This window comes from Nitrobacter sp. Nb-311A, assembly GCF_000152905.1.
GTDB lineage: Bacteria > Pseudomonadota > Alphaproteobacteria > Rhizobiales > Xanthobacteraceae > Nitrobacter.
Genome location: NZ_AAMY01000024.1, coordinates 37,681 through 51,115 on the forward strand (window position 1 = coordinate 37,681; position 13,435 = coordinate 51,115).

Annotated in this window: 9 protein-coding genes, 1 tRNA gene and 1 pseudogene; 7 read left to right on the plus strand and 4 right to left on the minus strand. The window is 61.9% G+C overall.

Annotation, left to right across the window (positions count from 1 at the left end; translation table 11 throughout):
* Positions 1-99: 99 nt before the first annotated feature.
* Positions 100-1,620: a caspase family protein gene (locus NB311A_RS07340; protein ID WP_009797871.1), complete on the minus strand. Its 1,521-nt coding sequence runs from the start codon at positions 1,618-1,620 to the stop codon at positions 100-102.
* Between the two features lie 199 nt (positions 1,621-1,819).
* Entirely contained in the window at positions 1,820-2,458 is a 639-nt protein-coding gene (locus tag NB311A_RS07345; protein ID WP_040674317.1) for an OmpA family protein, read from the minus strand.
* A 423-nt stretch (positions 2,459-2,881) separates the two neighbouring features.
* Between NB311A_RS07345 and NB311A_RS07350 the strand changes: the two genes are divergently transcribed.
* The 5 genes from NB311A_RS07350 to NB311A_RS07370 all read left to right on the plus strand — a co-directional run bounded on the left by NB311A_RS07350 (position 2,882) and on the right by NB311A_RS07370 (position 8,956).
* Positions 2,882-4,327, plus strand: coding sequence for an MFS transporter (locus NB311A_RS07350; protein WP_116394726.1), 1,446 nt, complete (start codon positions 2,882-2,884; stop codon positions 4,325-4,327).
* Positions 4,324-5,133 (plus strand): trehalose-phosphatase, encoded by an 810-nt coding sequence (gene otsB / locus NB311A_RS07355; protein ID WP_040674283.1) that lies wholly within the window; start codon positions 4,324-4,326, stop codon positions 5,131-5,133. Before NB311A_RS07350 ends, otsB begins: the two co-directional genes overlap by 4 nt.
* Positions 5,130-6,923 carry a glycoside hydrolase family 15 protein gene (locus NB311A_RS07360; protein ID WP_009797876.1) on the plus strand — a complete coding sequence of 598 codons (1,794 nt, stop codon included), beginning with the start codon at positions 5,130-5,132 and terminating at the stop codon, positions 6,921-6,923. Before otsB ends, NB311A_RS07360 begins: the two co-directional genes overlap by 4 nt.
* A gap of 180 nt (positions 6,924-7,103) precedes the next feature.
* Positions 7,104-8,579: a trehalose-6-phosphate synthase gene (locus tag NB311A_RS07365; RefSeq protein ID WP_040674323.1), complete on the plus strand. Its 1,476-nt coding sequence runs from the start codon at positions 7,104-7,106 to the stop codon at positions 8,577-8,579.
* A 287-nt stretch (positions 8,580-8,866) separates the two neighbouring features.
* Positions 8,867-8,956, plus strand: a tRNA-Ser gene (locus NB311A_RS07370).
* A 576-nt stretch (positions 8,957-9,532) separates the two neighbouring features.
* Here the strand turns inward: NB311A_RS07370 and NB311A_RS23060 are convergent.
* Positions 9,533-10,594, minus strand: a pseudogene (locus NB311A_RS23060) (recombinase family protein); the annotation flags it as partial.
* A gap of 1 nt (position 10,595) precedes the next feature.
* Positions 10,596-10,946 carry an ArsR family transcriptional regulator gene (locus NB311A_RS19635; protein WP_009797879.1) on the minus strand — a complete coding sequence of 117 codons (351 nt, stop codon included), beginning with the start codon at positions 10,944-10,946 and terminating at the stop codon, positions 10,596-10,598.
* Between the two features lie 132 nt (positions 10,947-11,078).
* Here NB311A_RS19635 and istA point away from each other — a divergent pair, with 132 nt between their 5' ends.
* Both istA and istB read left to right on the plus strand, forming a co-directional pair.
* Positions 11,079-12,578, plus strand: coding sequence for an IS21 family transposase (gene istA, locus NB311A_RS07390; protein WP_009796680.1), 1,500 nt, complete (start codon positions 11,079-11,081; stop codon positions 12,576-12,578).
* A partial coding sequence (gene istB / locus NB311A_RS07395) for an IS21-like element helper ATPase IstB (RefSeq protein ID WP_009797880.1) occupies positions 12,578-13,435 on the plus strand: 858 nt, incomplete at its 3' end. The genes istA and istB, both read left to right, overlap by 1 nt.

The window sequence follows — 13,435 nt, forward strand, 5'->3', positions numbered from 1 at the left end:
GAACGCGCCGCGTATCTTGATGCGGCAACAAATCTATACGGCGCATCCGCAATCGCAAAACGAGCGGGTCAAGAATCATCACAATGCAGGTTTACTACGTCAGCGTACGCCGTACCCGGCAAACTCCTTCGCGATGTCCGGATCCATTGCCTTGGCGTTGGCGATGTCCAGGTTGCCCTCCGCGACGGCGCCGCTGCGTTGCCTGGCAAGGCCTCGGCCATAAAGCGAGGAGGTCAGCCTGGGGTTGATCTTGAGCGCCGCGTCGAAATCCGCGATCGCGTCCTTGTTCGCGCCGCTCTTCAGGTTAAGCAGGCCGCGGCTGTCCAGCGCATCTACGAAGCCCGGCCTCAGCTTCAGCGCCTTGTCGCAGTCGCGCCGCGCGGACTGCAACTCGCCGATTACAGTCCGGGTCCAACAGCGATTGTTGTAGGCCTCGACGTCCTTCGGATTGAGTCGGATCGTCGCGTCGAAATCCTTGATGGCAAGTGCATAGGCGCCCTTGCTGGCATAGACCTGTCCGCGCCGATAGAGTGCGTTGGCGTCGTCTGTCCTGGCGGCGATCCTGGACGTCAGCGATTTGATCGTTGGATCGTCGGCCAAAGCCAGCGCCGTCTTCTTGTCATCCCGGATTTGGGGCGGAGGTTCCGCCGGAGGTTTTGGGGCCTGACTCGACGAGGATTCGGGCGCCGGAGGCGGAGGTGCGGACGCGGCAGCGGGTGTCGCCTGCGGAGCAGGTACGGGCGGGGGCGGCGCAACGGGTGGAGCTGGCGCAACGGGTGGAGATAAAGACTCGGCCTGCGGGGTGGGCGGCGACGATGGCGTTGCAGCGACATCCGGTTGGTCCCGGCCGGGAATAAAATAGAAATCCTCGGCCAAGGACGACGAAATCCACGGCACCTGCTCGGCGCGCGAGGCTCGCGTCACCCCGACACGGGTGCGGTTCAGCGTCTCCTCGGCTGTCAGGCCGGGGACGCGGATCTCCTTCAGCAATTCGCTCACGAACAGGCTATGATCGGCGCCGGCATCGCTGAACACCGAGCTCAATGCCGCAGAATACATCACCAGCGTTCCGCTCGGCGCGATCACCGGAGCCAAACCGGCCGAAAAGCTGCGGAAGCGGCGCTCGAACGGATTGCGGCGGGAAGCGTCAAGCAGCGCGATCTTGACTCCGGCGCCGCGATTATTGATCTCGCCCAAAATGGTCTCCAGGCTAAAGCCGTCGCGGCGCACGTCCGCTTCGGTCCACAGCTGTGCGTCGACCGGGATGAGATAGCTTTGGCGTCCGGACTGAATGCCGTATCCGCTGAAGAAGATCAGCGCGACGCTGCCGGGCTTGATGCGGGTGTAGAGGCGCTTGAGCGCGAGGCGCATGGCTTCGCCGGTCAGATTCTCGCCGGTTTCGACGTCGAATCCGTCATGCTTCAGTTCGGCGGCAACATCGCGGGCATCGTTGATCGGTTCCTTGAGCGGCGCCTCGCTGTCCGGATAGGCGGCATTGCCGATGACAAGCGCGACCCGTGTGCTGCCGTCGGCTGCGGCTGCGGCCGATGCGACCGCCCGCGCCATCACAAGCACCGTCGCCAGCGTCAACACGGTCAGCACCGCAACCCGAATGTTCATGCGACGCCAGTCCAAGAGTTAAACGCCATTCCAACACACGCCGCGGGGACCTTATCTTACGCGATCCGAATTTTCAAACCGACGACGCGACGCCTGTCAACGGTTGGTAAATGCGCGGCTGGCGCGTCAATGACCGCATTCGCGCCGCGTGGTCGTGCGAGCGGCATGGCGGCTCCAAAGCGGCATCGCGGTATCAGCATCATTTATTCGCAGCCTGCTCTTTCGCGGCCATATTGACGACCTCGACGCGACGGTTCTCCGGAGCGAACGGGTCTGCCGAATTCTTGTATCCTTCTTTTCCATATCCCACCGCGACCAAATTTGCCGCCGGAATCTTGTATCTCTCCATAAGGAAGCGCTTCACGGCCTCAGCTCGGCGTTCGGACAGGTTGTGATTGTAGGCGTCGGATCCCTTGCCGTCAGTGTGCCCGCCGAGCATAATGACGGAGCCTGCCAGCTCGTCGCTGGTCAGCGCCTTTCCAAGGCTGTGCAACTGCGGCTCGGTCCGTGGCGTCACAGCCGCGGAATCGAAATCGAAATTGATGTCCAGATCGATCTTCGGACGTTTGGCGGCAATCTCGGCCAGGTGATCTCGGTCGCCCATGGACAGCGAGCGGGCCTTGCCGCGCACGCTTTTGACGAAATCCAGATCGCTCGTGCTCAGCGCCGGCTGCGCGGGTGCGCTGAGGCTTCGCGTCTTGGAGACCTTAAGCCCGTCGATAATCTGCCGGGCGGAAAGGTCGCCGGCCGAAACGCCTTGCGGCGCGGCGATCGCGGCCAAGCCGGCCGCCAGAATGGCTGCGCTCAGCTTTTTCCCGATAATCGTCTGAATCGACATGATCATCTCCCATTTCTGTTCACTGGTCCGCCGCACGATGGACTGTCAGAGCAGTATTCTATGCGTGACCTGCGCCATTTCTACCGTGACGGGCGTCACAAAGGTAACCGGTTATCACCGCCCCGTCTGTCCCGATTTGACGCCGGTCAGCGGAAGTTCGTTCGAAATTATTCAAGGCATGGAGGTGCATCAACAGGCCCTTCGAAATCGGAACCAGCTAGCCAAATAGCGCGTTTGCTAGTCCAGCTACGTTTACTGTCCCGCTAAAAAGGGGAGGGGGCCTGACGGGTGGACTGCCGGCGGTCCACAGTTTATGTCCCGACGCATTCCATGGAATACTGAGCGACCCCGAGCGTTTCGCTCGGCCGATGGCCACGGACAAGCCCGCCGGCCACACGCTTTTTGACGATTGAAAGGCCATCATTGCAGGAACCGAAGGACCGGATCGTCGAGACAGACATTCCCGCGCGTCTCGACAGCCTGCGCTGGAGCTCGTTCCATACGAGGGTCGTGACCGCTCTCGGTATTACTTGGATACTGGACGGGCTGGAGGTAACGCTTGCCGGCGCGCTTTCCGGCGCGCTCAAGGACAGCCCCATTCTTCGCTTCAGCAACCTCGATATCGGCGTCGCCGGCAGCGCCTATCTTATCGGAGCCGTGCTCGGGGCGCTGGGCTTCGGCTGGCTGACCGATCGCATCGGGCGCAAGAAACTTTTTTTCGTCACGTTGGCGCTCTATCTGGCCGCGACGGCGGCGACCTCGTTGTCCTGGAACGTCGCCAGCTTCGCATTGTTCCGGTTTCTCACGGGGGCAGGCATCGGAGGCGAATATACCGCGATCAATTCGACGATTCAGGAACTGGTGCCGGCGCGTTACCGAGGCTGGACCGACCTGAGCATCAATGGCAGTTTCTGGGTCGGCGCTGCCCTCGGCGCGGTGGGCGCGATCGTGCTGCTCGACCCACTCGTCATTGATCCCGAACTAGGCTGGCGGCTCGCGTTCCTCACCGGCGCAGCCCTGGGGCTTGTCGTGTTTGTGATGCGCCTGTGGATTCCGGAAAGTCCCCGGTGGCTGATGATTCATGGCCGGCCGGATGAAGCGGCGGGCGTTGTCGCCGACATCGAACAGATAGCGGTTCGCCACTCCGATGCACCCGCCGAAGGGATCTGGCCGATGATCAGGCTCCGGATGCGCAGCCACACCCCGCTGCGCGAAGTGGTTCGGACGCTGTTCGAAACGTATCGGCAACGCTCGCTGGTCGGCCTTGCGCTGATGACCGCGCAGGCGTTCTTCTACAATGCGATCTTCTTTACTTACGCGCTGGTGCTATCGACCTTTTACAACATCTCGGCGGAGCGGATCGGGTGGTATCTCCTGCCGTTCGCGGCGGGTAATTTTCTCGGACCGCTGCTGCTCGGCCGGCTGTTTGATACCGTCGGACGCCGCGCGATGATCGCGTTCACCTACGGGATCTCCGGCGTTCTGCTCGTCATAACAGGCTATCTTTTCGCCTCCGGCGTCCTGACCGCACAGACCCAGACGATCGCGTGGATGGTGATCTTTTTCTTTGCTTCGGCGGCCGCCAGTTCGGCTTACCTGACGGTGAGCGAGACTTTTCCCCTCGAAGTGCGGGCGCTGGCGATTGCGGTATTCTATTCCGTGGGGACCGGAATCGGTGGCGTCGTCGGTCCGACGCTGTTCGGCGCCTTGATCGACAGCGGCTCGCGTGACAGCGTATTCGCCGGATATTGTTTCGGGTCGGCGTTAATGATCGTAGCCGCGCTGATCGGTTGGCGATATGGAATTGCCGCCGAACGGCGTTCGTTGGAATCGGTGGCGTCGCCGCTTGCCGTTGTGGAGTCACGATGAATCGGGGTGTAATGGAAACCGTACCGAACAAAACCGCTTCCGCGGCCGCCGACCCCGAGCCTCACACGTTGCCGCTCGGTACATCTGCGCTGTTGCTCGATATCGACGGTACGCTGCTTGATCTCGCGCCCTCGCCGAACGAGGTCTACGTGCCGCCAAAGCTCGCGCGGTCGCTGTCGCGGCTGCTGACGCGGATGGATGGCGCGCTCGCTCTGGTCAGCGGTCGATCGCTCAGCGACATCGACCGGATTTTCGCGCCGGTGCTGTTTCCAGCTGTGGGTGGCCACGGCGCGGAGATGCGGATTTCGATCGAAAGCGAGGCCGTGGCTGCGCAGGCGCCGCCGCTCAATCCGGATTTAATCCGACGTTTTGCAGCGATCGCCGAACTGCATCCCGGCATCCTGGTCGAGAACAAGGGTTACTCGCTGGCGCTCCATTTCAGAAAGGCGCCGGATATCGAGCGCGTGATCTATGATCGGGTCTCGGCAATACGCGCCGACCTGCCGAACGCGCCAATAGAGGTGCTGCCGGGCAAGTTCGTCTGCGAGATCAAGCATTCTGGATTTACCAAGGCGACCGGAGTAACCGAACTGATGTCGCATCAGCCGTTCAAGGGCCGTCGGCCGGTTTTTATCGGCGACGATGTGACCGATGAAACGGTCTTTGCCATTATGCCGGACATGAAGGGCTTGTCATTCTCGGTCGGACGGCGTGCCCAAGGCGTGAACGGCCACTTTCAAGCGCCCAGCAATGTCAGGTCCTGGCTGGCCCGCCTGCTCGACGGTGAACGAGCGGTCGCTGAATGACCGATCATGGGCTTGACCTTGCCGTCATCGGCAACTGCCGCACGGCGGCGCTTGTCGATCCGACCGCGCGGCTCGTGTGGTGGTGCTTCCCGCGCTTCGACTCGGACCCGGTATTCTCGCGCCTGCTCGCCGGCAACGAAGAAAAGGGTTTCAGTGATGTCGTGCTGGATGGCATGGCCGACTTTCAGTCCGACTATGTTCGCAACACCGCGATCGTCTCTACGATTCTGACCGACATGCACGGCAATATCGTGCGCATCACCGACTTCGCGCCGCGTTTCCGGCAATATGGCCGCATATTCCGGCCGCCGCAGTTGTTTCGCATCATCGAGCCTGTCGCGGGTCTGCCCCGGATCACGATCCGCATCCGGCCGACGCACGCCTATGGCAAGCCGCTGGCTCGGCACTCGATGGGCAGCAACCACATTCGCTACTTCGAGGAAGACGGAACCGCGATCCGGGTTACCACCGATGCGCCCCTGGCGCTGATCGAAAATGAAACGCCGTTCGTTCTGACGCGGCCGATATATCTCGTGTTCGGCAACGACGAGGCGTTTCCCGGTGATCTGGCATCGACCGCCCAGCGTTTTGCCGACGAAACCAAAACCTACTGGCTGGGCTGGGTGCGTCGTCTTTACATCTCCTATGAATGGCAGGAAGCCATCATCCGCGCTGCCATCACGCTCAAGCTATCCAACTTCGAGGAAACCGGCGGCATCATCGCCGCGCACACCACCTCGATTCCCGAGGCGCCCGGTTCGGGCCGCACCTGGGATTATCGTTATTGCTGGCTGCGCGATGCCTATTTCGTCGTCAAGGCGCTCAATCGCGTCGGCGCCACGCGGACGATGGAAGACTTCATCGGCTTCACGCTCTCGCTCGTATCCAATGCCGAGGAGGATCTCAAGCCGGTCTACAGCGTGGTCCCGAACCTGCCGCTGAACGAGTGGATCGCCGCCGACCTTCAAGGCTATCATGGCGACGGACCGGTGCGTGTCGGCAATGCCGCGGTCGACCAGAAGCAGCACGACACTTATGGAAGCGCCATCCTCGCCGCGCTGCCCATGTTCTTCGACCGGCGATTGCCGCGACCAGGGGACGAAAGCCTGTTCAAGCTGCTTGAGTCGCTAGGCGACAAGGCGGCCCGGGTCGCAATGACCAGCGATGCCGGCATCTGGGAGTATCGTGGCCGTCAGCGCATCCATACCCATTCCGCAGCGATGTGCTGGGCCGGGATCAACCGGCTCGCGGCCATCGCGGAACGGCTCGGCCTGTCGGACCGCGCGGCGCACTGGAACGCCATCGCCGATCCCCTGCATGCCGAACTGATCGAGCGCGCCTGGAATCCGAAGCGCGAGGCATTCACCGCGGCATTCGGATCCGATGATCTCGACGCGAGCGTGCTGTTGCTACCCGAACTCGGCGTCTGCGAGGTTGACGATCCGCGATTCATCAAGACTGTCGCGGCCATGGAGCGCGAGTTGCTGCGCGAAAAGCATGTGATGCGCTATGCGGCGGAAGATGATTTCGGTCTGCCCGTGACCGCCTTCCTGATCTGCCGGTTCTGGCTGATCGATGCGTGGTGGGCGCTCGGACGGCGCGAGGAAGCGCGCGAGGCTTTTGTGGATGCATTGGCGCATCGCAATCGCTTCGGGCTGTTATCTGAGGATGTTGATCCGAAAACCGGCGCGCTGTTCGGGAATTTCCCGCAAACGTACTCGATGGCCGGATTGATCCTGACCGGGATGAAATTGTCGCGCAATTGGGAAGATCGATACTGGCGCAGCTGATCCGATGAAAAACATTTCTCGTTAAAAGTACCGTGAGAACCGTTTCATTACTTAATCACCGGGAACTTGAGTTTCGTTCTAGACTGCCTGAATTTGGCGTCAATTTGGTGGGAAGGAGGCAGGAACCATATTGATGAACGAACGTTTATCTGACGGGTGCAAAAGCGGGAGGGGATCCTTGTGAGCCTCGTTGTCGTTTCGAATCGCGTGGCGCGTGCGCGGGCTAATGAGCCCTTGACAGGCGGCCTAGCGGCGGCGTTGTTACCAGTTGTTGAAAAATCAGGGGCAATTTGGGTAGGTTCCAGCGGACGAGTACGCGACGGGTCACACAAGGAACCCTTTGCTGAAGTTGAAGCCCTCGGAGCCGGAGCGCTCGCATTGCTTGATCTGCCGGCCGCGCATTACGGCGGTTACTACGAAGGCTTCGCCAACTCGGCGTTATGGCCCGCGCTGCACTCCCGGTCCGATCTCATTCGCGTGTCGCACGACGATTATCAATCGTACCGTGAGGTCAATGCCTTCATGGCGAGGGCCTTGATGCGTTTCCGCAAGTCGGATACCGCGTTCTGGATCCAGGACTATCATTTTCTCTCGCTTGGCGCGGAATTGCGAGATCTCGGTGTCCGCAATCCCCTCGGGTTTTTTCTGCATACGCCCTGGCCTGCTCGCGCCCTCGTAGGTGCTGTGCCGCATCATCGCGAACTGATCGAGGCGATGCTGGCCTATGATCTGATCGGCTTCCAGACCGACGAAGACTGCGAAAATTTTCTCAGCTATCTTCAATCGGAGCTAGGCCTCAAGATTCAGGACGGCGTCGTGACGTCGCGTTACGGCAAGTCGAGATGCGCGGTATTCCCGATCGGAATAGATGTCGAGAAATTTGCCTTGCAGGCCGCCAAGGCGTCCTCGCATCCCGACGTATCGCGATTGCGCCGCAGCCTGAACGGAGAGCAACTGGCGATCGGCGTCGATCGCCTCGACTATTCGAAGGGCCTTGTGAACCGGATCAATGCATTCGATCGGATGCTGGTCTTGAATCCCGCGCTGAAGCGCACTGTGTCGCTGCTGCAAATTGCGACGCCATCGCGCGGCACCATCGAAGCCTACGGCAATCTGCAGAGCGAACTTGCGAAGCTCGTGACTGACGTCAACGGCCGTCACGGTGAAACGGACTGGATGCCGATTCGCTATCTCAACCGCGGATATAGTCAGACCGTGCTGGCCGGCCTCTATCGCACGGCGCGTGTGGGCGTGGTGACGCCGCTGCATGACGGAATGAATCTCGTCGCAAAGGAATATGTGGCTGCGCAGAACCCCGCCGATCCGGGCGTATTGGTGTTGTCCAAATTCGCAGGCGCGGCGAACGAGTTGCAGACAGCGCTCCTCGTCAACCCTCACGAAATCGACGGGATGGCCCGCGCCATCGCCGCCGCATTCGCAATGCCGCTGACGGAGCGCAGGACGCGCTGGGAAGCTATGATGCGGAAGTTGCGTACCGGCACGATCCAGCAATGGTTTGCGGACTTTTCCGAAGCGCTGGAGGAGGCGCGCGCGTTTAACGAAAACACGGCAAACAACCGTCCCGCTGCTGCGGCAACGTCGAAATCATGGCCGCTGCATGTAGTGGGTTCGCGTAGCGGCGCTGGCGTTCATTAGCTGTTTGATCCTGCCGTTTGCAGGGAACCCTCTTTAGTGATCTGTTCTTCGGCACTTGAAACGCAATAGAAGCAGTTTCGGGTTAACCAACCGGGGGCGTGCAATGCCGCGCTCGTCCGGCGTTTCCCTCGGATCTTCGGTTACGGCGCGGGTTACAGGATCACCCACATCGGCTTGCGGCAGCGATGGGTAAAATGGCGGGACTATCCCGTTTCGTTAGATAAATCCCGATGCCACGGTGCAGCTCTCTTGCAAAAATCGGCACGCCCCGTCATGAGAAGGTGTCGGGAGAGATGGCCGAGTGGCTTAAGGCGCACGCTTGGAAAGCGTGTGTGCGGGAAACCGTACCGTGGGTTCGAATCCCACTCTCTCCGCCATTTCGGAACAGAAATGGGCACTGATATCGTTGACGTTTTAGCCGCATCCGCGCCCGTCAACGCCTTGAGCAGCTCGTGCTTCGACCCGCTGATGTGAACTTCGCGCTCCGCGACCTCGACGTGCTGCGCCAGCGCCCGCAGGTGTTCGCGGCGATAGCCTCCGCCCGCGAGTCGCATTTTTTCCCTTGCCGAAGCCGCGAGCCTGCGGATGGTCGTCGGCGAAATCGCCTTCTCTCCCGCGTTCTTTAGCATCGCCTCGATGCGCTCGGCGTCGACCTGCGCCTGGTCGTGGATGCCGCGCAGGCCGGCCATGCGCTCGGCCAAGGCCGGTTCATGCGGATCGAACACGCCGGCCTCCACGCCGTCGTAAAGCCGCTTCAGGCGAATCTTGGTGTCCTCGATCCGCATCCGCTGTTCAGCGAGCTGCTCACGGCGGCGCGCGCCGCGCTCCTCCCTGCGATCGAGAACGCTGGCCAGAACCTCCTCCAGCCGGTCGGGCCACAACAGCCGCTCCTCGATATGGCGGGCGACGATCCGGTCGAGCTTGTCCATTCGGATCGCGCGGCCGGAGCAGCCGGTCTCTCCCTGCCGGGCTTTGATCGAGCAGGCATAGTAGCGGTATTGCCCGCTCTTGCCGGTGCGCAGCGTCATCGCGCCCCCGCACTTGGCGCAGTAGCAAATGCCGGTCAGCAGCGTCGGGCCGCTGGTGACACGCGCCGGCGTGACCTTCTGGTTGCGATGGCGTAGCAGCGCCTGCACCTTGTCGAAGGTGTCGCGGTCGATCAGCGGCGGAACCTCGACCGTGACGACCTCGGAGGCCGGCTTCAGCTCCTTCGCCTTGGAGCGCTTGTTGAACTCGTGCTCACCGATATAGGTCCGCCGCGTGAGGATGCGGTAGAGCTGGCCGATGCCCCAACGGCCACCGTGGCGCGTATAGATGTGGCGCTTGTTGAGGTAGTTGACGATCGCCTTCACGCCCATCGGGCCGGAATCGCCTTCGCCCTGGATTGCCAGCCGATAGATCATGCGGATCGTCTCCGCGTGCAGCGGATCGATCTCCAGCTTCTTCTTGACCTTCGCGCCGCGCTGCTCGGCCGCGACGACGCGATAGCCGATCGGCGGCTGCGCGCCGTTCCAGAAGCCCTGCCGCGCATTCTCCTTCAGGGCGCGCAGGACATGCTTGGCGTTCTCCTTCGACTGGTATTCGTCGAACAGCGCCATGATCTGGCGCATCATGACGTGCATGGGATCGTCGCCCATCTCCTGGGTGATCGACACAAGGCGCACGCCGTTCTTCGCCAGACGGCGCACATAGAACTCCAGCTCGAAGTGGTCGCGGAAGAACCGCGAGAAGCTATGCACCACGACGACATCGAACGGCGCGGGCTTCGACGTGCCGGCCTCGATCATCCGCTGGAATTCCGGCCTACGGTCGTTGGTGGCCGACGCGCCGGCCTCCACGAACACGTCGACGAGCTGATAGCCGCGCGAGGCGCAGTAGGTTTCGCCCTGCTTGCGCTGGTCGGGGATCGACACGTCATGCTCGGCCTGCCGCGCCGTCGAGACGCGCAGGTAAAGCGCGGCGCGCAGCGCCACCGTGCCGGACTGATGGTCGTTGGGGGAATGATGGACGTTCATGTCAGCCTCCCGCTGCTCTTGTCGATTGCGGCCGCCTGGTCAGCGGCAGTTCCAGCACCAAGCGGTCATAGAGAATCTTCGGCGCCACCTTGCGCCCGTCCTTCTCGATACGGACGATGCCAAGGCCAACCAGCTTCTTGAGAACCCGCGACAGATTCGGCATGGCCTTGCCGGTCATCTCGGCAAGCTCCTCAAGGGATTGCGGCTTGCGCTCGGCGATGACGTGCAGCAGCTCCCGATTGCCGGTTGTCAGGATGCCCGCGAAGGATTCGGTGGAGTCGAACCATACCTTCGCCTCGCCCACGGCGGGTTTTTCCTCGCCACGCGCGATCCGCAGGGTGCGGGCCTTCATTTCTTCATAGTCGGCAATGTGTCATTCGGCATGCAAAATTGACCCCGTAAGCCGGGGGATCGGCGTCCAAAATTGACCCCCTACAGGTTGGCTGTTGCGCTGCCTGCTTTGTCATGAAGCAGGTGGTCGGGGATGCTGATCGTGGAGACGATTGCGCGGATACGGCGCGAACACTTCATCAAGGGCAAGACGATCAAGGAGATCGCCCGTGACCTGAAGGTGTCGCGGAACACGGTCCGGAAGGTGCTGAGGTCGGGCAAGACCTTGTTCGAGTATGAGCGTTCGATCCAGCCGCGCCCCAAACTCGGGCGTTGGGCGGCGGAGCTTGATGAACTGCTGGCGGCGAACGCGGCCAAATCGGCTCGCGAACAGCTGACGCTGATCCGGATCTTCGAAGAGTTGCGCGGACGCGGCTATGACGGCGGCTACGATGCCGTACGGCGTTACGCCAGGCGTTGGAGCAAGGAGCGCGGGCAATCGACCGCGGCGGCCTATGTTCCGTTGAGCTTTGCGGCGGGCGAAGCCTACCAGTTCGACTGGAGCCATGAGATCGTTCTCCTCAACGGCGTGACGGCGATCGTGAAGGTCGCTCATGTCCGGCTGTGCCACAGCCGCATGCTGTTCGTGCGGGCCTATCCGCGGGAGACGCAGGAGATGGTATTCGACGCCCACGACCGGGCGTTCGCACTGTTCAAGGGTACCTGCAGCCGCGGCATCTACGACAACATGAAGACGGCGGTAGAGACGATCTTCGTCGGCAAGGATCGCCGCTACAATCGCCGCTTCCTGCAGATGTGCAGCCACTATCTGATCGATCCGGTCGCCTGCACGCCGGCGTCGGGCTGGGAGAAGGGTCAGGTCGAGAACCAGGTCGGGCTGGTCCGGGAACGGTTCTTCACGCCACGGCTGCGGTTCAAAACCCTGGACGAGTTGAACGCGTGGCTTCTGGATAAGTGCATCGCCTACGCCAAGGCGCACCGACATCCAGAACTGGCCGAACAGACGGTCTGGGAGGTGTTCGAAGCCGAGCGGCCCAAGCTCGTTCCCTATGCTGGCCGGTTCGACGGATTCCACGCGGTGCCGGCATCGGTCTCGAAGACCTGCCTGGTGCGCTTCGACAACAACAAATACTCGGTCGCTGCCAGCGCCGTCGGGCGCCCGGTCGAAGTTCAAGCCTATGCCGATCGCATCGTGATCCGTCAGGACGGGCGCATCGTTGCGGAGCATCCGCGATCGTTCGGACGCGGCGAGACGACCTACAATCCCTGGCACTACGTGCCGGTGCTCGCGCGCAAACCCGGGGCCTTACGTAACGGCGCACCCTTCAAGGACTGGGTGTTGCCGGCCGCGATCGAACGGATCCGGCGCAGGCTCGCCAGCACCGACGACGGCAATCGACAGATGGTCGACATCCTCAATGCGGTGCTGACGGACGGTTTGTCGGCGGTCGAAGCCGCCTGCGCCGAGGCGATCGCTCATGGCGTTCATTCCGCTGACGTCGTTCTCAACATCCTGGCTCGCCAACGCGAACCCGCTGCACCGGCCAACATTATGACGCCGGCGGCACTGACGCTCCGCCATGCGCCGATCGCCGATTGCGCCCGTTACGACAACCTCCGGAGGACCATCTGATGGAACGAACCCAAATCTTCGACCTCATGGGTGAGCTCAAACTCTACGGAATGAGGGCTGCCTTCGACGAGATCATGGCGACGGCCGTCAAGCGCCAGCACGAACCTCAGCACATCGTCGGCGACCTGCTCAGCGCCGAGATCAACGAGAAGCAGGCGCGGTCGATCAAGTACCAGCTCACCATCGCCAAGCTGCCATTGGCCAAGGATCTCGATGACTTCCAGTTCGAAGGCACGCCGATCAATCAGACGCTCGTCAATGATCTCGCCGGCGGCGGCTTCATCGCCCAGCAGCGCAACGTCGTGCTCGTCGGCGGCACCGGCACAGGCAAAACCCACCTGGCCATCGCAATCGCCAGAAGCTGCATCCGATCCGGCGCCCGCGGTCGCTTCTACAACGTGGTCGACCTCGTCAATCGCCTCGAGATCGAGACCCGTAACGGACGTCAGGGCCGGCTTGCCGAACATCTGACCCGGATGGACTTCATCGTGCTCGACGAACTCGGATATCTGCCCTTTGCCCAATCCGGCGGCCAGTTGCTGTTCCATCTCGTCAGCCGGCTCTACGAGCGTGCTTCCGTCATCGTCACCACCAATCTCGCCTTCGGCGAATGGCCCAGCGTGTTCGGCGACGCCAAGATGACCACCGCGCTGCTCGACCGGTTGACCCACCACTGCGACATCGTCGAAACCGGTAACGACAGCTGGCGCTTCAAAAGCCGCGACGACGATCACGCCACCCGCGCTCGTCTCGTCTCCGCAATCCCGGCCAGCTCCGACGAGTCGAGCGCTACCCTCAAACCACGCCGCGCGAAGGGGTCAAAATTGAACGCCGATACGGGGTCAAATTTGCGAGCC

Coding starts and splice junctions, on each gene's coding strand:
- NB311A_RS07340 (WP_009797871.1), bottom strand. CDS start 1,620: ATGAACATTCGGGTTGCGGTGCTGACCGTGTTGACGCTGGCGACGGTG.
- NB311A_RS07345 (WP_040674317.1), bottom strand. CDS start 2,458: ATGTCGATTCAGACGATTATCGGGAAAAAGCTGAGCGCAGCCATTCTG.
- otsB (WP_040674283.1), top strand. CDS start 4,324: ATGAATCGGGGTGTAATGGAAACCGTACCGAACAAAACCGCTTCCGCG.
- NB311A_RS07360 (WP_009797876.1), top strand. CDS start 5,130: ATGACCGATCATGGGCTTGACCTTGCCGTCATCGGCAACTGCCGCACG.
- NB311A_RS19635 (WP_009797879.1), bottom strand. CDS start 10,946: ATGAAGGCCCGCACCCTGCGGATCGCGCGTGGCGAGGAAAAACCCGCC.
- istA (WP_009796680.1), top strand. CDS start 11,079: ATGCTGATCGTGGAGACGATTGCGCGGATACGGCGCGAACACTTCATC.